The following is a 25,737-nucleotide window of genomic DNA, read 5'->3' as shown; positions in this document are numbered from 1 at the left end:
ATGGCTTACTCAACACTGATTATTGAAGAGGGTGTAGCGCGCCTGACCTTAAACCGCCCCGAGGTGCATAACGCTTTTGACGACAGTTTGATCGCCGAACTGAATGAACACCTCGACCAGTTGCACACCCTTGCTGAAGCGGGTGAGGTGCGCGTAGTAGTGCTGGGGTCTGAAGGTAAAAGCTTCTCTGCGGGTGCCGATCTGAACTGGATGAAGCGCATGGTCGATTACGATCTGGAGGATAACCTCGCCGATTCCCGCAAGCTCGCCGCGCTCATGCACGGCCTGGATACGCTGCCCTGCCCTACCGTCTGCCGTGTGCAAGGCGCCGCCTTTGGCGGCGCGGTCGGCTTGGCGGCCTGCTGCGATGTGGTGATCGCCTCAGGGAAAGCCAAATTCTGCTTGTCGGAAGTCAAGATTGGTCTTTCACCCGCCGTCATCAGCCCTTACGTTCAGCGTGCCCTTGGCGAGCGGCAAATGCGCCGCTATGCGCTAACCGCCGAGGTAATAGACGCGGAAATGGCGCTAGCCTTCGGATTAGTCCACCAAGTGGTGGAACACGATGCGCTGGATAGCGCGGTCGACGACATGCTTACCACCCTGCAGGCAGGTTCACCCCAGGCCCAGCGCGCCACCAAAGCCTTAATGGCCACGGTGGCTCAAGCACCTGACAGTGACGCCACCCGAGAGCATACCTGCCAGGTGATCGCCAAGCTGCGGGTAAGCCAGGAAGGGCAAGAGGGTTTATCCAGCTTTTTTGAAAAGCGCCGCCCCGTCTGGGCTGATTCTAATAACACACCCCACGCTTCGGAGCGTCGCTCATGAGCTACACATCAGTAACTGAAAACGCCGCTCGCACGACCCCTTTTGACACCTTGCTGGTCGCCAACCGCGGTGAAATCGCCTGCCGAGTCATGCGCACTGCACGCCGCATGGGGCTCAAAACCATCGCAGTCTACTCCGACGCCGATGCCAGCGCCCGCCATGTACGTGAAGCCGACGAGGCCGTGCGCTTAGGCCCTGCCGCCGCGCGCGAAAGCTATCTGAATATTGATGCCGTCATCGACGCCGCCAAGCGTACCGGCACCGGCGCTATTCACCCGGGCTACGGTTTTCTCTCTGAGAACGGCAGCTTCGTTAAGGCCCTTGAAGAAGCCGGTATTACCTTTGTTGGCCCGCCCGCCTCGGCGATTGCCGCCATGGGTGATAAATCTGCTGCTAAAGCACGTATGGCCAATGCTGGCGTACCGCTGGTGCCTGGCTACCACGGTGATGACCAAAACGACGCGCTGCTGCGCGCCGAGGCTGACAAGATCGGCTACCCAGTAATGCTCAAAGCCAGCGCGGGTGGCGGGGGTAAAGGCATGCGCGTAGTGGAAAGCGGCGATGGTTTTCAGGCGGCGTTAGATGGCTGCCGCCGTGAATCCAAAGCCGCTTTTGGCGATGACCGGATGCTGATCGAGAAGTACCTGGTGCAGCCACGCCATGTGGAAGTGCAAGTGTTCTGCGACCGTCACGGCAACGGCGTTTACCTGTTCGAGCGGGACTGTAGCGTTCAGCGCCGCCATCAAAAAGTGATCGAAGAAGCCCCCGCCCCCGGCATGACGGCGGAGCTGCGCAGCGCCATGGGCGATGCCGCGGTGCGCGCTGCCCAGGAGATCGGCTACGTGGGCGCAGGCACCGTCGAGTTCCTTTTAGACATTGACGGTTCGTTCTACTTTATGGAAATGAACACCCGTCTTCAGGTTGAGCACCCGGTTACCGAAATGATCACCGGTCAGGACTTGGTGGAGTGGCAGTTGCGCGTGGCCATGGGCGAACCGCTGCCTTGCAGCCAAGACGAGCTAACCATTACCGGCCATAGCTTTGAAGCGCGCATCTACGCCGAAGACCCAGATCAGGATTTCCTACCCGCCACCGGCCTGCTCACACGCTTTGCGCTGGATCTAGCAGGCGCTGGCTTGAGCGCTGACCAGGTACGCCTGGACAGCGGTGTGGAGAGCGGCGATGCGGTGTCGATGCACTACGACCCCATGCTCGCCAAACTGATTGTGCACGGCGCTGACCGGGATGCGGCGCTGGCCACCCTTAACCGTGCTCTGGCGGCGCTGGACGTACAGGGGGTCGTCACTAACCGCGCCTTCTTAATGCGCCTGGCGACTCACCCTGGCTTTAAAAATGTCGAGCTGGATACGCGCTTTATTGAGCGTAACGAAGCCACCCTGTTCGCACCGCGCACCTATGGCATGGAGGCCTACGCCAGCGCCGCGCTGATTGGCCTGAATCAACTCGCCCAGGAGTGCGAAAGCGACTCCCCCTGGGATCGCCACGACGGCTTCCGCCTGAATGCCCCCCACACTATTCGCATTGCGCTGTGTGACCCGGCAAGTGCGCAAGCGCCGGATAGCGATGAAGCGGTAGTGATCGTCGAAGGTAAACGCAGCCCTGGCGAATCACTGTGGAATCTCACTATTGGTGATGAAACCCTTACCGCGAGTTTGCAGTCGCTCACCGGCGATGCGGTAGCGGTTACCTTGAATGGCCACCGCCGCCGCCTGCAGGCGAGGCGCGACGGCCATGTAGTGGTGATGGCCGACCCAAGCGGTGAAACCCGCCTGTTCTGGCGGCGCATTGATGCCATAGATCATGGCCATCATGAAGCGGAGTCTACGCTAACGGCGCCCATGAATGGCACGGTGGTTGCGCTTCTGGTAGAACCTGGCGCTGTTGTCGAAAAAGGCATGCCACTGATGGTCATGGAAGCCATGAAGATGGAGCACACCATGACCGCCCCCGCCGATGGCAGCGTGGAAACCTTCCACTTCCAGGCAGGTGACACGGTCAGCCAGGGCGCCGTTTTACTCGACTTTGCGGCCAACGAATAGGAGTTCACGCTTATGCCACTGCCTACCTCTGTAAAGCTGTTTGAGATGGCTCCCCGGGACGGCCTGCAGAATGAGCCGGGGGCCATCGTGCCTACCGCGACTAAAATTGCCCTAGTCGAGCGGCTTGCCAACGCGGGTATCGCGCACATTGAAGCGGCCAGTTTTGTGTCGCCCAAGTGGGTGCCGCAAATGGGTGATGCGCTTGAGGTGATGGCGGGTATCAAGCACAAGCCTGGCGTGGTCTACTCCGCACTAACCCCCAACCTGAAAGGACTGGAAAACGCCCTAACGGTTGGCGTTGAAGAGGTGGCGGTCTTTGGTGCTGCTTCAGAAGCCTTCTCGCAGAAAAATATCAACTGCTCTATTGCCGAGTCACTGACCCGTTTTGAACCAGTGCTCGATCATGCTCGGGATGCGGGCGTACGTGTGCGCGGCTACGTCTCCTGCGTATTGGGCTGCCCCTACGAAGGCGAGATTGACCCCAGCAAAGTAGCCGAGGTGGCCAAGGCGCTTTATGAGATGGGCTGCTACGAGGTGTCACTCGGCGACACCATCGGCGTCGGCACACCGCTGGCCGCCAAGCGCATGATTGAAGCCGTTCAGCGGCAGGTGCCGATAGAGTTCCTGGCCGCCCATTTCCATGACACCTACGGCATGGCGCTGGCCAACCTGTATGCGGTGATGGAGGAAGGCGTCAGCGTGATTGATGCGGCAACAGCAGGTCTCGGCGGCTGCCCCTATGCCAAGGGCGCCTCCGGCAACGTAGCCACTGAAGACGTGCTCTACCTGCTTGAAGGGCTAGGCATTGAAACGGGTATCGACCTGCAGGCAGTGATCGATACCGGCTACTGGATCACCCAAGAACTAGGCCGCAGGCCCAGCTCCAAAGTCGCTCTGGCGAAAGGCGCTCTCAACCAATAATAATTAAACGCCGCCTGACTTCCCGTTTAGATAAGAAAAAGACATCGGAGAATTACCCATGGCATCACCTGCTCTTACCCTACCCAGCTACTCCAGCAGCATGGCAGACAAGCCCCTGCTGGGCATGACCATTGGCGACAAATTCGACCAAATCGCCACCCAATATGCCGATAACGATGCGCTCATTGTGCTGCATCAGAATATCCACTGGAGCTATCGCCAGCTTCAGGAAGAGGTTAACCGCTGTGCCCGCGCCCTGCTCTCCATTGGGGTTAACAAGGGCGACCGTGTGGCCATCTGGGCGCCCAACTGCAGCGAATGGACGTTAACTCAATTCGCCACCGCCAAAATTGGCGCCATTCTGGTCAACATTAACCCCTCCTACCGCACTCATGAGTTGGAGTACGCGCTGAATCAATCCGGAGCCCGTTTTCTGGTCACCGCCAACAGCTTCAAAAGCTCCGACTACAGCGCCATGCTGTTTGAGCTGGCCCCGGAACTCAACAGCTGCGCTGTAGGGGAGCTTAAGTCGCAAAAGCTGCCTGATCTTGAGTGCATAATTAATTTAAGTAGCGAGAAACTCAGCGGCATGTGGCGCTGGTCTGACCTAATGCAAGAAGCCAGCAAGGTTAGCCAAACCGACGTTGACGACCTACAGGCCACGCTGCAGTTCGACGACGCCATCAATATCCAGTACACCTCCGGCACCACCGGCTTTCCCAAAGGAGCCACACTCTCCCACCACAATATTCTCAACAACGGCTTTTTTGTGGCGGAAAGCATGGGGTTTACCAGCGAAGACCGCCTGGTGATTCCGGTGCCGCTCTACCACTGCTTTGGCATGGTGATGGGCAACCTGGGCTGTATGACCCACGGCGCCACCATGATCTACCCGGACGAGGGCTTCGACCCAGGCAAAGTGCTCAAGGCGGTACATGAACAGAAAGCCACCGCGCTATATGGCGTGCCGACCATGTTCATTGCCGAACTGGATCACCCTGACTTTCCCAGCACCGACCTCTCTTCACTGCGCACAGGCATTATGGCAGGCTCGATCTGCCCCGCGGAGATCATGAAGCAGGTCATCAACAAGATGAATATGAAGGGCGTGCAGATCGCCTACGGCATGACCGAAACCAGCCCGGTATCCACTCAAACCGGCGCCAACGACAGCATTGAAAAACGCGTATCCACCGTGGGCCGCACCCAGCCTCACTTAGAGAACAAAATTGTTGACCCTGGCAACGGCGGCATTCTGCCCCGGGGAGAAATCGGCGAGCTGTGTACCCGCGGCTACAGCGTGATGCTGAAGTACTGGAACAACGATAAGGCCACCGCTGAAGCTATCGATGAAGCGGGCTGGATGCACACCGGCGACCTGGCCACCATGGATGAGGAGGGCTACATCCAGATCGTGGGCCGTATTAAAGATATGGTGATTCGCGGCGGTGAAAACGTCTATCCCAAGGAAATCGAAGAGTTTCTTTACGCTCACCCGGCGATTTCTGAGGTGCAGGTCACCGGTGTGCCGGATAAGAAGTATGGTGAAGAGCTGATTGCCTGGGTGAAACTCAACAGCACCGCGGGCGAAGTAACCGGCGAAGAGCTGCGCGAGTACTGCAAGGGCAAGATCACCCACTTCAAGATCCCGCGCTACTTCAAGTTCGTGGACGAATTCCCGATGACCGTCACCGGCAAAATCCAGAAATTCAAGATGCGCGAAATTTCCATCCAAGAGCTGGGTTTGGATCAAGAGTTATAAGCGATGACGGCTTCCAATCCGTTAGCGGATCACTATCAGCGTGGCCTGCACGCTGATGAGGTGCTGGCGCAAATAGATGCTCACTACCCCGCTGGCCCCACGCTGCATCAACTGGCCCCCTTGGACCAGCTGCATATTGGCGGCGTGGCGGCCTCCACTCGCTTGCTAAACTTACTCAATCCGACCACTCATCGGCAGGTGCTGGATATTGGCGCGGGGCTGGGCGGTTTGATGCGGCAGGGAGCGTCACTGGGCTTTCAGCTGACCGGGCTGGATATCACCCATGGCTTCAGTGCACTGAACAGAGCGTTGAGCTCAAGGGTAAAACAGCTTTCCACACCACCACTCACCTGGGTAACGGGTAGTGCCAGCGCCCTGCCGTTTGCTGATAACAGCTTTGACGCCGTACTGTTTCAACATAGTCTGTTAAACATGCCCGACGCTACCAGGGTCATCGCAGAGAGTCGTCGCGTTCTGCGCCCTGGTGGGCAGTTAGCTATGCATGAAGTGGTCAGCGGCCCCAACGTGGCGCAGCTTCGCTACCCGGTTCCGTGGGCAGCTAATTCCGAGCACTCCCATTTACTTAACCTGTCTGAGCTGACTCGGCTGCTTGAAACCGGCGGCTTTCAACTTGAACACGTGGACGACTGGAGTGAAATGGCCTTGGCGTGGCGCCAGCACCAACGGCAAAAAGAGCAGACGCCACGACAAGCCGTGCTGTCACCCCAGTGGGTATTTGGCGACCGCTTTCTGACAATGGGTAAAAATTTAGTCGATAATCTGGCTCAAGGCGCAATTAAAGTGGTGGAAATCAAAGCCAGTTGCTAATCTGAAGAGCAATAGCTTTTTCCTCCCTACCCATGGGTATGCGGCAATAGTTGGGTATGAAACGATAGGTATATGAGAAATGCCAATCAAACGCTTGGCAAGCACCCTGCTCTGCTGCTCAGTTCCCTGGTTTAGCAGCTACGCCGACGACGCCCCGCCGGTCATGGCGTATACCGCTCCCAATAGCGAACTTATGCAGCTGGATAACGGCGTTATCTTAGAAGGTAGCGACCTTCAAAGCCTTGATAATTATACCAGCGGTTTTCGAGTCACCGCAGGCTACAGCCCCTGGCGGCTCCCGCAACTCGATATTGGCGCTGAAATTGCCTACCGGGAAAGCGAAGAGATCTCCACTTCCTCCGGTGTTAACCCCCTCATCATGGATACACTCAGTTTGGGAGGCGCCATTGTTGCCGGAGTTCGCATGGGTGCTTTCAGCATCTATGCGAAGTCCGGTATCACAGAATGGCGTGGTGAAAGTGATCTGGAAGGCGCCGATGAAAGCGGTACAGCATTGCTGCAGGGCTTCGGCGCCACCATGACGATTAACCGACTCGTCAGCCGGCTAGAGTACGAACGCATCGACGCTCCCACCCTCAACCACCTCAATATGCTAAGCGCCTCCTTACATCTGCCGTTTTAAGCTCACTCGCGGTTATGGTTTGGCGGTGTCCAGATCGGCACATCTTCCCGTTGCGGCTCGGGCCAATCCTGCTGCATGGCGCTATTCAATGACTCCTCCAGTTTCATAAATAGCTCACCGTAGCGGGGGCTGAAGCTGATGCCCTCTTCGATCTCTTTCCAGGCTTCAAACAATTCATCCTCGTGGGCATCTTCGTTTTGTACAAAGGCCCAGGTCATCTGCTTCGCTCGCATGGGGTGCACGCCCATGGCCGTCAGCGCGTGACCACCCAGCTCCAGCGCTGAGTGGTAGGTTTCACTGATCACGTCATCTGCGCCCGCATCACGCAACTGATAGCCGTGACCACGGTCGAAGGCGCGGGCCAGCACCCACACTTGGGGGTAGGCATGCTTCACATGCTTAACCATCTGAACAGCACGCTCACGATCGTCTAACGCGATAACCAGTAATCTAGCGTGCTCAATCCCTGCAGTCTCTAGCAAGTCGGAGCGGCTGGCATCGCCAAAGTAGCTCTTGATGTTAATTTTGCGCAGGTTCTCGATCTGCTCGATCTCGAGATCCAGCGCCACGATGGGGATATTATTGGCGCGCAGCAAGCGACAGATAATTTGTCCAAACCGCCCTACCCCCGCAACGATAACCGGTGCCTGCTCCTCAATAGCATCGGCTTCGCGATCATCGTTTTTAGCGATAAGGTAGCGCGGTAGCACCAGCCGGTCATAGGCAATAAATAGCAACGGCGTTAAGAACATTGATAGCGCCACCACCAGTGAGAGAATCTGGGAGATATCGGTAGGAATCACGTTGTTTTGAACGCTGTAGGTCAGCAGCACAAAGCCGAATTCACCGGCTTGAGCAAGGCTTAAAGTGAATAGCCATCCGTTGCTACCATGCACTCGAAATAGCAGCGCCAAGCCCAGCAGAATCACACCTTTAACAACGATAACCGCCACGCCTAGCGATAACACCGTGCCCCACTCCGCTGCTAACACCGAGAAGTTGATGCCCGCCCCTACGGTAATAAAGAACAACCCCAGTAGTAGTCCTTTGAAGGGCTCAATATTGGCTTCCAGCTCGTGCTTAAATTCACTGTTGGCGAGCACCACCCCGGCCAGGAAAGCACCTAGGGCAGGAGATAAATTGACCACACTCATCAAAGCGGCGATGCCAATCACCAGCATCAGCGCCATAGCGGTAAACACCTCGCGCAGGCCAGAGCCAATCACATAGCGAAACAACAGCGGCATCAAATAGTAGCCGCCGGCGATGACACTAACGATGGCCCCCACGACCACTAAAGCGTGCGCCCAGCCGGGCAAGTGGGCTACCAGGCTTAAGCTGGCATGGCCGTCATCGCCGCCCGCGCCCATTAATTCCGGCAGCGCCAGCAGCGGAATCAACGCCAGCATTGGGATCACCGCAATATCCTGGAACAGCAGCACCGAAAAAGCGCTGCGCCCACCTTCGGTTTTGGCCAGCCCCTTCTCATTGAGTGTTTGCAGCACAATCGCCGTAGAGGAGAGCGCGAAAATCAGCCCCACTGCTAGTGCCGTCTGCCAAACGAGCCCCAGCCACCAGCCGATAGCGCTACCTGCCGCTGCGGTTAGCACGACCTGAAGCCCGCCCAGGCCAATCAGCCGAACCCGCATGGCCCACAGCCCCTTGGGATCAAGCTCCATGCCCACCAAAAATAGCATCATCACCACGCCGAACTCGGCAAAGTGCTGAATGGTGGTGGTCTCCTGCCCCACCAGCCCCAGAATCGGGCCAATCACGACCCCAGCAACCAGATATCCCAGCACAGACCCCAGACCAAAACGCTTGGCTAGTGGTACCGCGATCACCGCGGCGACAAGGTAAATAAAGGCTTGAATAAAATAGCCGGTCATCGTGACTCCTCAAAATTGAACGCTCTGCTTGACTTCCCTGAGCAATCAGGTAGCGTACTAGTACGCTAGTACATTACAGGTTACCTGGTGGCAGACATGACAACAGACGAACACTACCAGGCTGAGCTCATTCGCCATTTGCTCGCTATTGACTCACCTAAAGCAATGGACGCAGCGCTGGCGAGCCTGCTAACGCCTGCAGAGTATCAAGAAATCAGTAAACGCCTACAAATTTTTAAGCTGCTGCGCGAAGGGGTGCCCCACCGCAAAATTGCCGAAACCCTGGGCGTGGGTATCGCTACGGTTTCGCGGGGTTCCCGCGCGCTTACCACGCTACCCTCTTCAAGCCCTTCTTCACGGACTGATTGATCATGACCACTGCTGACACGCACGCCTCATCAGGCCCGCAGCCTTTTACGCTGCCACGCAAACCTCACTATGTGACCTTGGCGGCGGACTGCGACTTCTTTGCCCTGTTTCAAAAAATCGAACGCCGCTTTGATACCTGCTACATGCTGGAGTCGCTGGGTGAAGATAGCCACATGGCACGTCACTCGATTATTGGCTTCGACCCTGAGTACACCCTCTACGCCAACGGCAACACGCTGACCATCCAAGAGCGTGATGGCAACGCCAACCACTACCCAAGCGACAACCCCTACGAGCTGCTGCGCAGCCTGATTCCGCAGAATATTATTTCCCGCAAGTACGCTGGCGGGCTAAGCGGCTATCTTGGCTATGACGCCATGCAGTACTTCGAGCCATCGCTTGCGTTAAAAGCCAGCGATGATTTCGACACCTTCCGCTTTGGGCTCTACAAAGATGGCCTGATCCTCGACAAGATGACCGGGGAAGTCACCTACTTCTACTACGACAACAGCCGCTACGAATTTTTGCAGACGCTGATCAATGCAGACGATGAGCCAGCAGGCCCGCTGCAGATTACCGCGCTGGGCGACACCATGAGCCAGGCAGAGCACGCCGAGGCGGTGGCCAAGGTGAAGCAGGATATTATTGACGGTAAGGTGTTCCAGTGTGAAGTCGGCTTTAAAAAGCGTTTTAGTATTAAAGGCGATACCCTGGCGCTGTACGACCAGCTGCGCACCATTAACCCCTCACCGCAGATGTACTACGTTAAATTCGGCGAGCAGAAACTCATTGGCGCCAGCCCTGAACTGCTATTCCGACTGCGCCAAGGCGAGATGGAGACGTTTCCGCTGGCAGGTACCACCCTGCGCGGCAAAACGCCCCAAGAGGATACCCAGTTGGCCCGTGCGCTGCTCAACGATCCGAAAGAGATCGCCGAACACAACATGATCGTCGACCTGCATCGCAACGATATTGGCCGGGTGGCACAGTTTGGCACGGTGAAAGTACGTAGCCTGATGGATATCAAGCGCTTTAGCCACGTGCAGCATATCTCCAGCGAGATCGTCGGCATCATTGCCGAAGGCGAAGATATGTTTACCGCCCTGGCCAGCAACTTTCCGGCGGGGACACTCACCGGCGCGCCCAAGATAGAAGCGATGAAGATTATCGACGACCTGGAAACCGATGGCCGCGGCCCCTACGGTGGCGCGGTGGGTCAGTTCTCGTTTAACGGCGACTGTACCTTTGCCATTCCCATTCGTACGGTATTCGTCAACGGCGAGCGCGCTTACGTGCAAACCTGCGGCGGCAACGTGTATGACAGCAACGCCGAAGATGAGTACGAAGAGATTCGCCGCAAATTTGCCGGCACCCGCAAGGCCTTGACCCCCTTTATGAGCACGGAAACGGAGAGCCCCGCATGAAGGTGCTGATCATCGATAACTACGACTCCTTCACCTATAACCTCTACCAGTTCATCGGTGAGATTCTAACCACGGAGAAGAATCGCGGCGGGCTGGCCAGCTTTGAAATACTCGTTAAGCGTAATAATCAGATCGATTTCCAGACGATCGAAGCCATGGCGCCGGATCGTATTATTATCTCCCCCGGCCCCGGCTCCCCGGATGACCCGCGCTACTTTGGCGTGTGCGCTGAGGTGATCGGAAAACTGGGTAAGACCACCCCGCTGCTGGGCGTTTGCCTGGGCATGCAGGGTATTGTGCACGTGTTTGGCGGCAAGGTAGTGAAGGCACCGCTGCCGATGCATGGCAAGATCAGCCCGATCAACCACAATAACGCCTCGGTGTTTAACGGCGTGCCCGACCAGCTTGAGGTAATGCGCTACCACTCGCTAATTGCCGATGCGACCACCCTGCCCGAGTGCCTGGAAGTAACCGCCACCGTGGGAACCCTGGAAGCTGACAATTTCGAGCAGCGCAGCGGCTGGCAGGCACTGGGTGAGTTTGAGCTGATGGGCGTTAAACACCGGGAGTACCCGATTCATGGCATCCAGTTTCACCCGGAATCGTTTGCCACTGAAGGCGGCAAAGAGCTGATCGCTAATTTTCTTTTCGCGCCCGGCAATCACACCAGAGCGTAGGCACCCAGCATAGGGTGGCTAAACGGGTGGCTAAATGAGGTTCAATGAAACCGTTAGCCACCCTACACAGACCAGATTTACGACAACCGTTAGCCAGAACGTCACTTGAAAGGCGGTTTTTTGAGTTTTATGCCGCAGCCGCTGTTGGGCCAGTAACGCACCCGGCCAGCCCCCCACTATCCCAAGCAGATGTAGCGACTTTTCACTCACCCGACGGCGGTTGTTAATAGCCGCCTTTTTGTCGATAGCGTAAGTGATATAAGCGATAACGCTAATCAAAGCGTAAAAAGCGACGATTGGAATCACAGTGGAGACTCTTGAAGGGTTAGGCGCTATTTGCGTCGCTGAGAAGGTTTACCGCCCGCCGCTGGCTTACCGCGGCCGTTACCCACGGGCTTACCTTTAGCACCGGGCTTGCCGGGGGCTTTACCGCCCTTGGGGTGCGGCTTGCCTGCCACACCGCCTTTCGGGCCGGTACCTGTTTTTCCACTGACTTTTCCGCTGGCGGCTTTTTTACCTTTGGGAAGCGGTTTAACCCCGGTGGCTTTGGCACCAGTTGCCTTCGCACCTGCTTTGGCCGGCCGCCTTTTCGCAGCAGGCGGTTTTGCCTTTCCTGCGCCTGAGCTGTAGTTGGGTCTTTCTGGCTTCGCTTTACTCTTCTTCTCGGGTGCCGCCTCTGAGCGTTCGGTCAAGGCGATAATGGTATCAATCTCTTTAGGCGTGAGATCGCGCCAGTCACCCAGGGCTAAGCCTTTAAGCGACACATTCATAATCCGCGTGCGGATCAGTTGGGTAACCTCATAGCCGAAGTATTCGCACATACGGCGAATTTGCCGATTGAGCCCCTGTACCAATGTAATCGTGAATACAAAGGTGGACTCTTTTTGTAACTTGCAGCGCTTGGTCACCTTGCCCAGAATCGGCACGCCGCGCTGCATACCCTCGATAAACTCGTCGGTAATCGGCTTGTTCACCGTCACCTGGTACTCTTTTTCGTGGTTGTTATTGGCGCGCAGAATCTTATTAACCAAGTCACCATTATTGGTCAAAAAAATCAACCCTTGGGAGTCTTTGTCGAGCCGCCCAATGGGGAAAATACGTGTGCCATGCTTCACAAACTCAACGATATTGTCCTTTTCGCTGGACTCGGTGGTACTGACAATGCCCACCGGCTTGTTCAGCGCGATCAGCACCAGATCCTCCTCCTCCTGAGGCTCGATCTCCTGACCATTGACCTTCACCAAGTCTCCCGCCACCACCTGATCGCCAGTGGTGGCACGGCGACCGTTAATCCACACGTTGCCCTGCTCCACAAAGCGGTCGGCTTCACGGCGGGAGCACATACCGCTCTCGCTAATGTACTTATTGATCCGGGTAGATTTTCGAAACGACATAAACCGCCACGTGGCTAATGGGTAATAAGCAAACAGTTAAAAAGAGGAGCCGGGCTCCTTTAAGAAGGCCAACTCCTCGTCGGTAGAGGCCCGCCCCAACAAGGCGTTACGGTGCGGGTAACGCCCAAAGCGATCGATAATCGCCTTGTGGCGCACTTCAAAGTCGTAGTTATTCTCTAACCCCGGCTGGTCAAACAACTGCATCGCCAGCTTATGAATGGCCACGGATTCGCTATGCATATAGGGCATATACAAAAACGCACGCTGCTCGCTGGTTAGTTCTGCGTCTGCCCCAGCGGCGACGGCCTCTTGCGCTAGCGCCAGCGCTAAAGCATCCGTGGCAAAGGCGCGAGCATCATCACGGTAAATATTGCGCGAGAACTGATCCAGCACAATGATCTCTGCCAGTCGCCCTTCGGCCGTTTTCCGCCATGGGTAACACTCGCACTGTGAAGCCTGCGTATGCAGTGCGCCAAATCGCTGCAAGATCATCCGATCCATCTCAGGGTCTTTTTTAAACCATTGAGCAGGCGTCAACGCCTCAAACCAGAAATCGAGTACCGCTTGAGCCTCTAAGGACATTGACGCCTCCTGCTTAATGAAGTTTAAAAATGCCGATGTTGCCTAATCGGTATTGCTTAGCCCGTGTTACGTAGACCCGCCGCTATCCCCGCCATGGTGACCATCAGTGCACGGGAAAGATCGGCGCTAATGGCCCCATCGGCGTCGCGGTTCCGCTGCAGCAGCTCCGCCTGCAGGCCGTGGAGCGGATCGATGTAGGGATTACGCACATCAATCGCCTGGCGAATCAGCGGCGTATTCTCCAGCAGTTTCTCCTGCTGCAAGATATCCAGCACGGCCTCTTCCAAGCGCCCAAAGCGTTCACGCAGCTGTTTACCCAATGCCTTCAACGAGGGTTCATCGACCAAGCGGTGCTCGTAGTAAGCGGCAATCGCCACATCGGCTTTGGCCAGCAGCATCTCCAGCATGTCCAGGTAGGTGCCAAAGAAGGGCCACTCATTGCGCATCTCTTGCAGCACATCACGCCCGCCGGGCTGCTCCAAGCGTCGCGAGAAGGCTTCGCCGCTGCCCAGCCACGCCGGTAACATTAAGCGAATCTGCGTCCAGGCGAAAATCCATGGGATGGCGCGCAGGGTTTCCACCCCGCCATCCTGGCGCCGCTTGGTGGGGCGTGAGCCCAACGGCAGCCTGCCCAAGGCACCTTCTGGTGTGACCGCCCGGAAATAGGGGACAAAATCGGGGTCTTCGCGCACCACGCCTACATAGGCGGTATGCGCTACTTTGGCGAGCTGATCCATCTCCTCGCGCCAGTGGGGTTCCGGAGCACGCGGTGGCAGTAGCGTGGCTTCCAGCACCGCGCAGGCGTAGATCTCCATGGAGCGAAGGGCGATATCGGGCTGACCAAACTTGAAGCGAATCATCTCGCCCTGCTCGGTCACCCTCAAACTGCCGTTTACCGAACCGGGGGGCTGGGAGAGAATCGCCGCATGCGCTGGGCCGCCGCCACGGCCCACGGTGCCGCCACGACCGTGGAACAGGGTCAAATCAACGCCGTGTCGGTGACACACATTCACCAACGACTCCTGAGCGCGATACTGCGCCCAGGCAGCGGCTAACTGACCGGCATCTTTTGCTGAGTCCGAGTAGCCAATCATGACCTCCTGACGGTCATCGATCAGAGAACGGTAGCCCGGTATCGCCAGCAGTTGATCCACCACATCGCCTGCGTGATCCAGGTCGTTAAGGGTTTCAAACAGCGGTGCAATAGGTAGCGTTACCTGCCCTCCCACCTCTTTCATCAGCAGCGCCACGGTGAGCACGTCCGAGGGCTCAGCGGCCATGGAAATGATGTAAGTTCCCAGCGCTTCGGAATGTTCCTGTGCTATGACTTTGAAGGTATCCAGCACTTCGCGGGACTCGGCGGAGCATTCCCAGCGGCGCGGAATCAGCGGGCGACGTGAAGTTAGTTCCTCAAGCAGAAAAGCCTGACGTTTGGCTTCGTCCCACTCCTGGTAATGGCCCAGACCCAGGGCGCTAGTCAGCTCTTCAATCACCTGGGCATGGCGGCTGGCCTCTTGGCGCAGATCGAGCTTGGTTAGGGTGACGCCAAAAACGGCTACCCGGCGCAGAGTATCCAGCAGCGCGCCGTTAGCGATAGTGTCCAGCCCCACATCGCATAGCGAACGGTAGCAGGCGAGCAGCGGTGAATAGAGCTGGTCGCGGGTTTCGATAATCGGCCCGCCGTTATAGTTGTGCCCTTCCAACTCTGCTTTGGCCCAATCCCGGGTGGACTCCATGCGTGCGAGCAGACGTTTAAGCACTTCGCGGTAGGGCTCGGCCACATCCCCCGCCTCGGCTTTGAGCGCACTATTCGCCTTCCACATGGAGAGCTCGGTTTTAAGCTGTTCGAGATCGCGTAGATAAAGATCGGCGGCCATCCAGCGACCTAACAGCAGCACCTCGCGGGTCACTTTAGCTGTGACGTTGGGGTTGCCATCGCGGTCGCCGCCCATCCAGGAGGCGTAGCGAATGGGGGCGGCATCCAGTGGCAGGCGTTCACCGGCGGTATCCAGCAGCAGGTTATCCAAATCTCTATGGAAATCTGGCACCGCCTGCCACAGCGAGTTCTCAATCACCGCAAAGCCCCACTTGGCCTCGTCCACCGGGGTGGGCCGCTCGTGGCGAATCTCATCGGTATGCCACGCCTGGCTAATCAGTTCTTCCAGGCGGCCCTGGGCGCGGGCACCCCGCTCAGGGTAGTCATCTGAGCTCTCAATAGCGGTGAGGCACTCATCAATGGCGTCATATTTTTGGATCAAGGTACGCCGGATAACTTCCGTGGGGTGAGCGGTGAGCACCAACTCTACGCGCATATTGGCGAGGGCCTCGACCAGTTTACGCGGTGAGTTGCCCGCCTGCTGAGCACGCTCAAGCAGTTCACCCAACACCGGCTGGGAGCCAGGCTTGTAGTCCTCAACCCGACGAAAGCGCGCCCGGTAGTGCTGCTCGGCAATATTGGCTAGGTTTAAAAACTGGTTGAACGCCCGGGTGACCGGCAGCAGATCCCGCTCGGGCAGCTCGCGCAGGTACTCGATCAATTCGCGCTGCTGCAGCGAGTCGCCCTGGCGCCCGCGCTTGGCGTGGGCGCGAATGGTTTCAATTTTATCGACAAATGCCTGGCCCAAATCATCGGCAATGGTGCGCCCCAGGCTATCGCCCAGAATACGCACGTTATCACGCAGGGATTCGTGTAGGTCGTGACTCATTGGCATGGCCTCCTTGCAGGGGTCGCATCATTATTAAATCAGGAATGTGTAGATTGTTTTTCTTCTGCTTTCGCCGCCTGCCAGTGGGCTTCCATCTCGTCTAGGGAAGCCTCCGTTAATGGCCGCTGGGCAGCGCTAAGCTCGCGCTCGACAAAACGGAAACGGCGCTCAAACTTGGCATTGGTCGCGCGCAGGCACTGCTCCGGGTCAGCCTTCAGCGTGCGGGCAAGATTGGTCACTGCAAACAGCAAGTCGCCGACTTCTTCCTGGGCGTGCTGTTGATCACCGGCGGCGAGCGCCTCTTCCACTTCGGCCAGTTCTTCACGAATTTTAGCCACCACGCCGCGCGCATCGGGCCAGTCAAAGCCTACCCGAGCCGCGCGTTTAGACAGCTTGGCAGCACGGCTAAGCGCGGGCAGCGTGCGCGGTACATCGTCGAGCACAGAGGGCTGCTCAACGGCCCTTTCAGCACGCTCATCGGCTTTAAGCGCCTCCCAGCGGCTGTTGACCTGCTGGGTTTGTACTTCCTCGGCATTCACACCCGGCGGGCGGCGGGAAGCCAGGGTGCCTTCCGGGAATACGTGAGGATGGCGGCGCAGCATTTTGGCGGTCAGCGTATCGACGATATCGGCAAAGTCGAAGCGCTGCTCTTCCGCGCCGAATTGGGCGTAGTAGACCACTTGAAAGAGCAGATCGCCCAGCTCGCCGGGTAGCTCGTCAAAAGCGCGCCGTTCGATGGCATCAGCGACCTCGTAGGCTTCTTCCAGGGTGTGAGGCACAATAGTGTCCCAATCCTGCTGGAGATCCCAGGGGCAGCCCTGCTCCCGGTCGCGCAGCACCTGCATCAAGGTCAGCAGGTCATCGATACCGTGACGCATTATGCTCCTCCCTTGCGAACTTGTTGATCCAGGTCGGCGTTGCGCAAACGACGTACTTCGGTAACGTTGGGCAACTGCTGGATACGCGAGAACAACCGCCCCAGGGATTCAAGGCCATCGACTTCCAGAGTAATGCGCAGCCGGGCAATGCCTTCATCGGTATCGGTGAGCGTGTTCACGGCGAGTACGTTGACCTTTTCATTACCCAGCAGGCCCGTGACATCGCGCAGCAGCCCGGAACGATCCCAGGCCTGAATCTCGATGGTCACCGGATAACGAGTTTGGGCGCGCTCGCCCCACTCCACTTCGATAATGCGCTGGGGTTCGTCCAGGCGCAATTGCAGAATATTGCTGCAGTCCTGGCGGTGCACGGTGACACCACGCCCCTGGGTAATAAAGCCGATAATCGGTTCGCCGGGCACTGGGCGGCAGCAGTTGGCCATACTGGTTTTAAGGTTGCCAACACCGAGCACCGTGATATCGCTTTTGGTGGCTTTGCTGGATTGACGCTTTGGCTTGGCCAGCAGGCGGTCGAGCTGCTCCTGGTCATCGGTTTCACCAAATAGCTGCTGGGCCTGGTGCAGCACCTGACCGATACGCAGGTCACCGGCGCCGATGGCCGCGTACATGTCCTCGGCGTTTTGGTAGTTGACGGCCTTGGCCAGTTTGGGCAGATCGAGGCCCTCGACATCCAGGCGGCGCATTTCTCGGTCAAACAGCACGCGCCCCTCATCCAGGTTTTGATCCCGCGCCTGATGTTTAAACCACGCCTGGATTTTGGCCCGTGCCCGGGAAGTACGTACATAGCCCAGGCTGGGGTTTAACCAGTCGCGGCTTGGCCCCCCCTTGGTGGCGGTAAGAATTTCAATCTGCTGGCCAGTTTTTAACTTGTAGGTGAGCGGCACAATGCGCCCGTTAATCTTGGCGCCCCGACAGCGGTGGCCAATTTCGGTATGCACCCGATAGGCGAAATCGATCGGTGTGGCAATCCGCGGCAGATCAATCACGTGACCGTCGGGAGTGAAAACGTAAATGCGGTCAGGCGCCACATCGCTCGAGAGCCCTTCGCGGAGATCGCCAAAGCCGCCCACTTCGTCCTGCCACTCCAGTACCTGACGCAGCCAGGCAATTTTCTCTTCGTAGCTACGGCTTTTGGCGTTGGTATCGTGCCCTTTGTAGCGCCAGTGGGCACACACGCCCAGTTCCGCCTCGTCGTGCATGGCGAAGGTGCGGATCTGGATTTCAAGTACTTTATTTTCCGGCCCCATAACAGCGGTGTGCAGCGACTGGTAGCCGTTCTTTTTGGGGTTGGCGATGTAGTCGTCAAACTCGTTGGGCACATGGTGCCAGCGCGAGTGAATAATCCCCAGCACGGTGTAGCAGTCCGCCACTTCCGGCACCAGTATGCGCACCGCACGTACATCGTGCACCTGCGAGAAGTCGATCCGCTTACGCTTCATTTTGCGCCAGATCGAGTAGATATGTTTGGCCCGACCATCCACATCGTAGCGGTGGATGTGCTGCGCTTCCATCAAGCTCTTGATGGTTTCGACCACATCGTGAATATAGCGGTCGCGGTCGAGGCGCTTTTCCGCCAAAAGCTTGGCGATCGCTTTGTACTCATCTTCATGCAGGTAACGAAACGATAGGTCTTCCAGCTCCCACTTCAGTTGCCCAATGCCTAAGCGGTGCGCTAACGGCGCATAGATATCGGCAACTTCTCTGGCAACCTGTAAACACTTTTCCCGGGGAGCATCCTTTACCTGACGTAGGGCACAGGTACGTTCAGCAATTTTGATCAACGCCACGCGTACATCGCCCACCATGTTAACCAGCATCTTGCGCAGGTTCTCCTGCTGATTGTGCTGGCCCATCCCATGGTCAGGCGCCAATGGGTAGCTGATCGCGGCCATTTGCAGCACGCCATCAATCAGGCTGGCTACTTCTTCGCCAAAACGCTTTGCTACCGACTCGAGGCTCAGCAATCCTTCCCGCACCGCGCGGTAGAGAACGGCGGCCTCAAGTGTCGCCTGATCTAGTTTTAATTCACCAAGAATATCGGCCATTTCCAGACCCATGCGAAAGCTAGAGCCTGGCGACAGCCATACACGATGGGTACGCGGTGCCTCAAGCTCTAACTGCTCAGCGAGCTCACAGGCCTCGACTAAACGCTCAGGTTCACGTACACGCACATCCTCCTGAAGGCGCGTTAACCATTGTTGTATGTCCACCTTTCCGCTTGCGGTTAGCGGCTGGTCTTCACGCACTTTCACCATGACAATCACTCATCCTTTCAGGGAGACGGTCTCTACATGACCGCCACCGTGGCTTGATGCGATGGGGAAACGTCTAGTCCCCGTACTCGAACAGCATCAGCGTTTCCATATGCGCAGTGTGAAGGAACATATCCGCCACTGCTACTTGCTTGACTCGGTAACCCGCATGCACAAGATGTGCCGCATCCCGGGCAAGCGTCGCCGGATCACAGGAAATATAGACCACCCTGGGTACCGGGTGGCGCGCCAGCGCCTGACAAATGACTTCAGCACCACTACGCGGCGGGTCGAGTACCAGCGCATCGCTACCGCCATACTCAGTTAATAGCGCATTTACGCTGGCAGCGCTGTTCAAATCAGCCTGTTGGCCGCTAACCATCAGTTGGTTACGCTTGGCATTAATGGCTATGCGCGCCACCATGGCAGGGTTACCTTCCACCGCATGCACCTCCGCGCCCGCTGCCGCTATGGGCAAGCTAAAATTTCCGATACCGGCAAAAAAGTCGAGTAGTTTTTGCCCTGACCTGGGCGCAAGCCACTGGATGACCTGGGCGATCATTTGCTGATTAACCTGGGCGTTGACCTGTAAAAAATCCCCCGGTGCAAAACTTAAGCTAAGCGGTGGCTGACCATCCACCGCTAGCGACTCTTCAAGCGCCGGCGCTGCGCCATGCCAGTGCAGTGTGGGTGTTTCACGCCCCAACCAGGTGCCTAGCGCCACTTTTTGCTGCTGCGCAAAGGCTTGCCAGCGTTCAGCGTCCCCGGCGTGCTCTTTTAACTGACGAACCAACACAACCTGCGCGGTTGCCGTTGCCAATAATTCGATGTGCCCTACCTGGCGCGGCGCCTCTAACGTACTCAGCAGCTCACGCAGAGGGGATAACAGGCGCTGTAAGGCATCGACCAATACCGGGCAGCGCTCAATATCCACCAGGCGGTGGCTATGAGCGGCACGAAACCCCAGGCGCGTAGTGCCCTGGCTGTCGACTTTGACCCCTAGCCGTGCCCGGCGCCGATAGCCCTGATCGCCGCCTTGAATCGAGCCGATTTCGTCTAGCGTTATACCCTGGCGAGCAAATAGATCACGCACTACTTCACGTTTATGGGCGCGCTGGGCGTCGACACTGAGGTGCTGTAAATCGCAGCCGCCGCAGTGGCCAAAATGTGGGCAAGGCGGTGTGACACGCAGCTCGGAAGTGGTTAGCAACGATTTGATATGCGCTTCGTCGAAGCGTTTGCGGGTCAGATGAATCGCCACTTCGACCTGTTCACCGGGCAGCGCCTGATCGACAAATACGGTTTTCCCGTTGGCTGCGTGGGCAACCCCACGCCCATCATGAGCCAAACGTTCAATGATCAGCGGCGACGCATCCTCTATAGCAGTATGCGGAGCCTTACCACCCGGTGTGCGCGCCAGCCCAGAATGCCCTGATGCGGGCCTGGCTGGCCGCCGTTTTCCCAACATGGCCATCATTATACTCCTGGGGCAAATAGGCCAGTGGAGAGATAACGATCACCACGGTCACAGACGATAAACACAATCACCGCATTTTCGGTTTGCTCCGCGATACGTAGCGCACCGGCCAAGCTGCCCCCCGATGAGACCCCAGCCAGAATGCCCTCTTCACGGGCCAGACGGCGCATATGCTCCTCGGCCTCTTGCTGACCAATATCGAGGGTGACATCCACCCGCGGCGCCTCAAAAATAGCGGGCAGGTACGCTTCTGGCCAGCGGCGAATACCGGGAATACTGGCGCCATCGGCAGGCTGTAAGCCGACAATTTGAATAGCCGGATTTTGCTCTTTCAAATAGCGCGACACCCCCATAATGGTGCCCGTGGTGCCCATGGAACTGACGAAGTGAGTCACCTCGCCCCCGGTTTGCTGCCACACCTCTGGGCCGGTGGTGCGATAGTGCGCTAACGGATTATCCGGGTTGGCGAACTGGTTAAGCGGTTTGCCTTCGCCTCTAGCAATCATGCCATCGGCAATGTCCCGCGCCTCTTCCATGCCCCCGGCTTTGCTGGCAGAGATTAATTTAGCCCCAAAAGCAGCCATCGCCTGCTTACGCTCTTCCGAGGCGTTTTCCGGCATTACCAACACCATCTGATACCCCTTGATCGCCGCCGCCATGGCGAGCGCGATACCGGTATTGCCGGAGGTTGCCTCAATCAGCGTATCGCCGGGGGTAATATCACCCCGCGCTTCTGCTTCATGGATCATGGAGAGCGCAGGGCGGTCTTTGACCGAGCCGGCAGGATTATTGCCTTCAAGCTTAGCCAACAAGGTATTGTTACGCCCAGCGTTAATGCGCTTCAGGCGTACAAGGGGCGTGTTGCCAACTACATCTTCTAGCGTGGGATAGCCCTTGAGATCGTTCATGAATATTCCTTATCGTCACCGTTATGCTGCATTATATCGGTGCTGCCTTGGGCTGGACAGGCAACCTCATTGAATCAACGAGTTCTTTTCATGTCTTTGAACACCCGTCTTCTATTCGCCTTACTCGGTTTTCCGCTACTGGTATACGCCATGATGGCCGTACTACTGGTCATACAGAGTGACACGCAAGCGCGTACGGCACAGCAAGCGCACTTGGAAAGTGCCGCCGAGCTGTTGGCACCAAGCCTTGCTGATGCGATCGTCAAGGGTGATACCCAGCACCAGGAAATCCTTGCGCGTCAGCTCCGCAATATGCAGGGACTTCGCGGGGTTGCGTTATTTAATCAACAAGGCAGCCTTATCTTACAGTTGGGTCAAGCCCCCTCTTCGTTACTCAACGCCCCCGCTGATCACCAATTGATCATGGAAGAGGACGTTTGGCGGCTGCGTTTGCCGCTAGAGGCTCCTCAGCTCAGTACCAGCCAGACCAGCACAAGACAAGCCAGCCCAGCAAGCAACAGTAGCGTTGGCTGGCTAGATATCGAAATGGACACGCGAGCGCTCACCCTAGTGCGCTATAAGTTGATCGCCAGCCTCAGCCTCGGCGGCATGTTGCTGGGCCTGCTGCTGTTTTTAGTCGCTTTTGCCATCAGCCGCTACGCCACCCGCCCTATCGAAGAAGCCAACCAAGCGCTTTATCGACTATCCCGCGGTGACTATCGATTGGGTTTGGCACCCTCTAATGCGACAGAGCTTCACCACCTGAGTGGTCATATTAACGCCCTGGCAGAGCACTTTCAGCAGGCCCAGCGAAATATGCAAACGCAAATTGAGCAGGCCACCAGCGAGCTGCAAGAGTCAATGGAAACCATTGAGGAGCAGAATATCAAGCTCGATTTGGCTCACCGCAGCGCGCTACGAGCTAACGCCGTGAAGTCTGAATTTTTAGCCAATATGAGCCATGAGATCCGTACACCGCTGAACGGTATTATCGGCTTCTGTCGGTTACTGGGGCGCTCATCACTGGATACACGTCAGCAGGAGTGGCTGCAGCACGTACACCGCGCTTGTGACAACCTGCTGATGCTGGTTAACGACGTACTCGACTTTTCCAAGCTTGAAGCGAACCGCCTCACTCTGGAAGAGACGGATATCGATATTGTTGCACTGGTTGACGAAGTGGTGGGGCTGCATGCTCCCGAAGCCCAACGCAAGCAGCTACACCTGGTGGCCATGGTATACGACGACGTACCGACACCGCTTACCGGTGACCCGCTACGTATACATCAGGTATTGAATAACTTAATTGGCAATGCACTCAAATTCACCCATGAAGGCGAAGTGATCGTGCGCGTCATGCTGGATAACCTTGAAGGCCAGCATGTGGTACTCAATCTCAGCGTCAGTGACACAGGCATTGGCCTAAGCGAGGCCCACAAGGAAGCGCTGTTTAGCGCTTTTTCCCAAGCCGAACCCAGCCATTCACGGCAATTTGGCGGCAGTGGCCTGGGCCTTACTATCTGCCGACAACTAATCGAGCGCATGGGCGGCGAGATTGAGGTGGAAAGCGAGCTGGGTAAAGGCACGACCTTCTCTTTTACCCTCCCCATGCTTGCGCACCAGGCTATCGAGCGGCCACCCGAAGTTCACTTGGACAACCCGACCATTCGCTTATATGAAACGCATGCGCCCACCCGCCATGTACTCGAACACCTACTGCAGCGCTGGGAGGCACACCCCGTCGCCTTTGATGCCGCTGAACCAGCGAAATTGATGATCTTAGGGTTGGAACACAGCGACTTTAGCCCTGAATGGCACTCCCACTGGCAAACAGTGATCGACCAAACGCCCTACCCCACTCTGATTTTAGCCAATGGCAACAGCTTTGACCTACCACCACTGCACTTAACCCATGGTGGAGAGATCCTTTACAAACCCTTTTCCCGCGCTCAGTTGGTGGCGACGCTAAAGCAATTGTTACTCCCCCCACTGATGGCGCATAAAGATGGCCAGGAGCTACTAGCACTACCAGCAGCCCCCCAGCCACTTAAATTACTGATTGTCGATGATAATGCGCCGAACCGAGAGTTGCTCAAAAGCATGCTTGAAGATCCAACACTGCAGGTCATTACGGTAGAAAGCGGTCACCAGGCGCTAGAGTTCGCACACACCAGTAACGTTGACATGGTGTTAATGGATATTCGTATGCCGGGGATGGATGGCGTGCAGACTACCCAGGCGCTGCGTAGGCTTAGTAGCACCTGGGCCCGCTGCCCCATTATTGCCGTTACGGCCCACGTACTCAGTAGTGAACGCCAGCATTGGCTAGCGGAAGGCCTTGATGACGTACTGATAAAACCGATTGATGAGACGCAGTTGGATCAGTTACTCAATCGCTTTTTAGGGGTTACCCACCGGCTGACGTCCAGTAGCGCAACGGTGTCCTCTTCACAGCGGGACAGCAACGCCGCCAATACGCAGCGCTTTAGCCACACTCCCCCCGCCACCCTACCCGTTATTGATCTTGAGATTGGTGCACGCTTGGCGGGGGGTAAAGAGTATTTAGCACGGGAGCAGCTAAAACGTCTAATCGACAGTCTGGATGAGAGTGAACAGCATATGCGCGCTGCGTTTATCCAGCAAAATCTTCCCACCCTACTCGACTGGGTACATGGACTTAATGGCGCCAGCCGCTACTGCGGCGCACCAGAGTTGGCCTTACTGGTGGAGACCCTGGAAACCCGACTGCGCACCAGCGGCTTAGACCATGTTGAAGGGCTATTGGAAGAGCTCTACCGGGCAATGGCAAGGCTACGTGCACAGCGCCCACTGCTGCTTAGGCATTAAGCAAAACTCAACGTTAGCCTGGGGTTTCACGCTCTAGTACAACAAACGCCACCGCGTACTCGGCTTCATCACTCAACGTTACGTGGCTGGTGGTGACACCTGCCGCTTGTAAAAGTCTTCCGGCTTCGCCGTTGAGCAGGAAATAGGGCTTACCCAAGGCATCGTTCAGCACCTGAATATCACACCACTGCAAACCCTGGCGTAGGCCTAACCCCAATGCTTTAACAAAGGCCTCTTTGGCGGCGAAGCGTTTGGCCAGGAATGCGGCGGGCTCAGATTTCTGCTGCCAAAGCGCATGCTCTTCGGGGCCTAAAATGCGCTGAGCAAAGCGCGGGCCGTGACGCTGCATAGCCCGCGTAAAACGCTCAACGCGGGCAATGTCCGAACCAATTCCCACAATCATCGCCTAAAGAAACCTCTCAATAGAAATCGCCGTTTAATGCCCGCAGCAACCGTTGTGCACGTGCCCTGAAACGCCTTCATGATCATGGTCGTGCTCATGAGCATCGAGGGCTGCCATCAAACCTGCTTCCTGGCCAGCAATGATTAAGCGCTTCATCTCCTGCACGGCCTCTTTAAGACCCACAAACAGCGCACGGGCAATAATGGCATGGCCAATATTTAGCTCGTTAACGCCCGGCAGTGCCGCAATTGCCTCAACGTTGTGGTAGTGCAAGCCATGGCCAGCATTCACCACCAAGCCTGATGAGACCGCGTGAGTTGCGGCGGTCGTTAAGCGCTGATACTCGGCATTGGCGACCTCACTGCCAGGACGCGCTTCTGCATAAGCCCCCGTGTGCAGCTCAATCGTCGGCGCTCCGGCGCGTAGGGCTGCATCAATCTGCTCTACGTCAGGATCGATAAACAGGGACACGTCGCACCCCGCTGCACTAAGCCGTTGGCAAGCACTGGCAATGGCGTCAAAACCACCGACCACATCCAGGCCGCCTTCGGTGGTCAGCTCTTCGCGTTTTTCCGGCACTAAACAGACATGGGCGGGACGAATTTCTTCGGCCAGAGCAAGCATCTCTTCAGTTACGGCCATTTCCAGGTTCATGCGCGTATTAAGCACTTCGGCCAGAATACGCACATCCCGGGGCTGAATATGCCGCTTGTCTTCACGCAAATGCACCGTAATGCCATCGGCGCCCGCCTCTTCAACGACCAATGCCGCCTGCACGGGATCCGGGTAACGAGTACCACGGGCCTGGCGAAGTGTCGCAATGTGATCGATATTGACGCCTAACAGTATCCGAGGGGGGTGCATAGAGCCTC

At 57.0% G+C, this 25,737-nt stretch carries 21 protein-coding genes; 10 read left to right on the top strand and 11 right to left on the bottom strand.

The window, feature by feature from the left end; all coding sequences use genetic code 11:
• The 6 genes from OM794_RS08935 (at position 1) to OM794_RS08910 (ending at position 7,039) form a co-directional block, all read left to right on the top strand.
• Complete coding sequence (locus tag OM794_RS08935; protein WP_226249574.1) at positions 1-825, top strand: enoyl-CoA hydratase/isomerase family protein; 825 nt, start codon at positions 1-3, stop codon at positions 823-825.
• Positions 822-2,885 (top strand): acetyl/propionyl/methylcrotonyl-CoA carboxylase subunit alpha, encoded by a 2,064-nt coding sequence (locus OM794_RS08930; protein WP_226249575.1) that lies wholly within the window; start codon positions 822-824, stop codon positions 2,883-2,885. The genes OM794_RS08935 and OM794_RS08930 overlap by 4 nt, the downstream gene beginning before the upstream one ends.
• A 12-nt stretch (positions 2,886-2,897) precedes the next feature.
• A complete protein-coding gene (locus OM794_RS08925) occupies positions 2,898-3,806 on the top strand; it encodes a hydroxymethylglutaryl-CoA lyase (RefSeq protein ID WP_226249576.1) in 909 nt (302 codons plus the stop codon).
• A 58-nt stretch (positions 3,807-3,864) separates the two neighbouring features.
• Positions 3,865-5,568: an AMP-binding protein gene (locus OM794_RS08920; RefSeq protein WP_226249577.1), complete on the top strand. Its 1,704-nt coding sequence runs from the start codon at positions 3,865-3,867 to the stop codon at positions 5,566-5,568.
• Positions 5,569-5,571: 3 nt separating this feature from the next.
• The gene (locus tag OM794_RS08915) at positions 5,572-6,396 is read left to right on the top strand and encodes a class I SAM-dependent methyltransferase (RefSeq protein WP_226249578.1); all 825 of its coding nucleotides are present in this window, start codon (positions 5,572-5,574) and stop codon (positions 6,394-6,396) included.
• A 79-nt stretch (positions 6,397-6,475) separates the two neighbouring features.
• Positions 6,476-7,039 carry a hypothetical protein gene (locus tag OM794_RS08910; RefSeq protein ID WP_211596139.1) on the top strand — a complete coding sequence of 188 codons (564 nt, stop codon included), beginning with the start codon at positions 6,476-6,478 and terminating at the stop codon, positions 7,037-7,039.
• Between the two features lie 2 nt (positions 7,040-7,041).
• Here OM794_RS08910 and OM794_RS08905 read toward each other — a convergent pair whose 3' ends face one another.
• Entirely contained in the window at positions 7,042-8,928 is a 1,887-nt protein-coding gene (locus OM794_RS08905) for a monovalent cation:proton antiporter-2 (CPA2) family protein (protein ID WP_226249579.1), read from the bottom strand.
• Positions 8,929-9,024: 96 nt separating this feature from the next.
• On the opposite strand from OM794_RS08905, the gene OM794_RS08900 reads away from it, so the two are divergent.
• Genes OM794_RS08900 through OM794_RS08890 form a run of 3 tightly spaced genes read left to right on the top strand, consistent with a single transcriptional unit; the run spans position 9,025 to position 11,398 of the window.
• A complete protein-coding gene (locus tag OM794_RS08900; RefSeq protein WP_211596144.1) occupies positions 9,025-9,297 on the top strand; it encodes a Trp family transcriptional regulator in 273 nt (90 codons plus the stop codon).
• Positions 9,298-9,299: 2 nt separating this feature from the next.
• Entirely contained in the window at positions 9,300-10,721 is a 1,422-nt protein-coding gene (locus tag OM794_RS08895) for an anthranilate synthase component I family protein (protein WP_226249580.1), read from the top strand.
• Positions 10,718-11,398, top strand: a complete 681-nt coding sequence (locus tag OM794_RS08890) for an anthranilate synthase component II (RefSeq protein WP_226249581.1) — start codon at positions 10,718-10,720, stop codon at positions 11,396-11,398. Before OM794_RS08895 ends, OM794_RS08890 begins: the two co-directional genes overlap by 4 nt.
• A 30-nt stretch (positions 11,399-11,428) precedes the next feature.
• On the opposite strand, the gene OM794_RS08885 is transcribed toward OM794_RS08890, so the two are convergent.
• The 8 genes from OM794_RS08885 to cysM all read right to left on the bottom strand — a co-directional run bounded on the left by OM794_RS08885 (position 11,429) and on the right by cysM (position 21,615).
• Positions 11,429-11,704 (bottom strand): DUF1294 domain-containing protein, encoded by a 276-nt coding sequence (locus tag OM794_RS08885; RefSeq protein WP_226249582.1) that lies wholly within the window; start codon positions 11,702-11,704, stop codon positions 11,429-11,431.
• A gap of 26 nt (positions 11,705-11,730) precedes the next feature.
• Positions 11,731-12,792 carry a 23S rRNA pseudouridine(2604) synthase RluF gene (gene rluF / locus OM794_RS08880; RefSeq protein WP_226249583.1) on the bottom strand — a complete coding sequence of 354 codons (1,062 nt, stop codon included), beginning with the start codon at positions 12,790-12,792 and terminating at the stop codon, positions 11,731-11,733.
• 36 nt (positions 12,793-12,828) lie between these two features.
• The gene (locus OM794_RS08875; protein ID WP_265154505.1) at positions 12,829-13,374 is read right to left on the bottom strand and encodes a DUF924 family protein; all 546 of its coding nucleotides are present in this window, start codon (positions 13,372-13,374) and stop codon (positions 12,829-12,831) included.
• Between the two features lie 56 nt (positions 13,375-13,430).
• A complete protein-coding gene (ppc, locus tag OM794_RS08870) occupies positions 13,431-16,079 on the bottom strand; it encodes a phosphoenolpyruvate carboxylase (protein WP_226249584.1) in 2,649 nt (882 codons plus the stop codon).
• A gap of 38 nt (positions 16,080-16,117) precedes the next feature.
• Complete coding sequence (gene mazG / locus OM794_RS08865; protein WP_226249585.1) at positions 16,118-16,957, bottom strand: nucleoside triphosphate pyrophosphohydrolase; 840 nt, start codon at positions 16,955-16,957, stop codon at positions 16,118-16,120.
• The gene (gene relA / locus OM794_RS08860; RefSeq protein WP_226249586.1) at positions 16,957-19,233 is read right to left on the bottom strand and encodes a GTP diphosphokinase; all 2,277 of its coding nucleotides are present in this window, start codon (positions 19,231-19,233) and stop codon (positions 16,957-16,959) included. Before relA ends, mazG begins: the two co-directional genes overlap by 1 nt.
• A gap of 73 nt (positions 19,234-19,306) precedes the next feature.
• The gene (locus OM794_RS08855) at positions 19,307-20,704 is read right to left on the bottom strand and encodes a TRAM domain-containing protein (protein ID WP_226249587.1); all 1,398 of its coding nucleotides are present in this window, start codon (positions 20,702-20,704) and stop codon (positions 19,307-19,309) included.
• 2 nt (positions 20,705-20,706) lie between these two features.
• Positions 20,707-21,615 (bottom strand): cysteine synthase CysM, encoded by a 909-nt coding sequence (gene cysM / locus OM794_RS08850; protein WP_226249588.1) that lies wholly within the window; start codon positions 21,613-21,615, stop codon positions 20,707-20,709.
• A 90-nt stretch (positions 21,616-21,705) separates the two neighbouring features.
• Between cysM and OM794_RS08845 the strand changes: the two genes are divergently transcribed.
• The gene (locus OM794_RS08845; protein WP_226249589.1) at positions 21,706-24,462 is read left to right on the top strand and encodes an ATP-binding protein; all 2,757 of its coding nucleotides are present in this window, start codon (positions 21,706-21,708) and stop codon (positions 24,460-24,462) included.
• Positions 24,463-24,475: 13 nt separating this feature from the next.
• Here the strand turns inward: OM794_RS08845 and acpS are convergent, their stop codons facing one another.
• Entirely contained in the window at positions 24,476-24,865 is a 390-nt protein-coding gene (gene acpS, locus OM794_RS08840; protein ID WP_226249590.1) for a holo-ACP synthase, read from the bottom strand.
• A 33-nt stretch (positions 24,866-24,898) separates the two neighbouring features.
• Positions 24,899-25,729, bottom strand: a complete 831-nt coding sequence (gene pdxJ, locus OM794_RS08835) for a pyridoxine 5'-phosphate synthase (protein ID WP_226249591.1) — start codon at positions 25,727-25,729, stop codon at positions 24,899-24,901.
• Positions 25,730-25,737: the final 8 nt, after the last annotated feature.

It is taken from the genome of Halomonas sp. BDJS001, assembly GCF_026104355.1.
Classification (GTDB): domain Bacteria; phylum Pseudomonadota; class Gammaproteobacteria; order Pseudomonadales; family Halomonadaceae; genus Vreelandella.
Note: the sequence above shows the minus strand (reverse complement) of the source record. Positions and strands in the feature narration are given on the sequence as shown.

Coding starts and splice junctions, on each gene's coding strand:
- OM794_RS08935 (WP_226249574.1), top strand. CDS start 1: ATGGCTTACTCAACACTGATTATTGAAGAGGGTGTAGCGCGCCTGACC.
- OM794_RS08930 (WP_226249575.1), top strand. CDS start 822: ATGAGCTACACATCAGTAACTGAAAACGCCGCTCGCACGACCCCTTTT.
- OM794_RS08925 (WP_226249576.1), top strand. CDS start 2,898: ATGCCACTGCCTACCTCTGTAAAGCTGTTTGAGATGGCTCCCCGGGAC.
- OM794_RS08920 (WP_226249577.1), top strand. CDS start 3,865: ATGGCATCACCTGCTCTTACCCTACCCAGCTACTCCAGCAGCATGGCA.
- OM794_RS08915 (WP_226249578.1), top strand. CDS start 5,572: ATGACGGCTTCCAATCCGTTAGCGGATCACTATCAGCGTGGCCTGCAC.
- OM794_RS08910 (WP_211596139.1), top strand. CDS start 6,476: ATGCCAATCAAACGCTTGGCAAGCACCCTGCTCTGCTGCTCAGTTCCC.
- OM794_RS08905 (WP_226249579.1), bottom strand. CDS start 8,928: ATGACCGGCTATTTTATTCAAGCCTTTATTTACCTTGTCGCCGCGGTG.
- OM794_RS08900 (WP_211596144.1), top strand. CDS start 9,025: ATGACAACAGACGAACACTACCAGGCTGAGCTCATTCGCCATTTGCTC.
- OM794_RS08895 (WP_226249580.1), top strand. CDS start 9,300: ATGACCACTGCTGACACGCACGCCTCATCAGGCCCGCAGCCTTTTACG.
- OM794_RS08890 (WP_226249581.1), top strand. CDS start 10,718: ATGAAGGTGCTGATCATCGATAACTACGACTCCTTCACCTATAACCTC.
- rluF (WP_226249583.1), bottom strand. CDS start 12,792: ATGTCGTTTCGAAAATCTACCCGGATCAATAAGTACATTAGCGAGAGC.
- OM794_RS08875 (WP_265154505.1), bottom strand. CDS start 13,374: ATGTCCTTAGAGGCTCAAGCGGTACTCGATTTCTGGTTTGAGGCGTTG.
- ppc (WP_226249584.1), bottom strand. CDS start 16,079: ATGAGTCACGACCTACACGAATCCCTGCGTGATAACGTGCGTATTCTG.
- mazG (WP_226249585.1), bottom strand. CDS start 16,957: ATGCGTCACGGTATCGATGACCTGCTGACCTTGATGCAGGTGCTGCGC.
- relA (WP_226249586.1), bottom strand. CDS start 19,233: ATGGTGAAAGTGCGTGAAGACCAGCCGCTAACCGCAAGCGGAAAGGTG.
- OM794_RS08855 (WP_226249587.1), bottom strand. CDS start 20,704: ATGGCCATGTTGGGAAAACGGCGGCCAGCCAGGCCCGCATCAGGGCAT.
- cysM (WP_226249588.1), bottom strand. CDS start 21,615: ATGAACGATCTCAAGGGCTATCCCACGCTAGAAGATGTAGTTGGCAAC.
- OM794_RS08845 (WP_226249589.1), top strand. CDS start 21,706: ATGTCTTTGAACACCCGTCTTCTATTCGCCTTACTCGGTTTTCCGCTA.
- acpS (WP_226249590.1), bottom strand. CDS start 24,865: ATGATTGTGGGAATTGGTTCGGACATTGCCCGCGTTGAGCGTTTTACG.
- pdxJ (WP_226249591.1), bottom strand. CDS start 25,729: ATGCACCCCCCTCGGATACTGTTAGGCGTCAATATCGATCACATTGCG.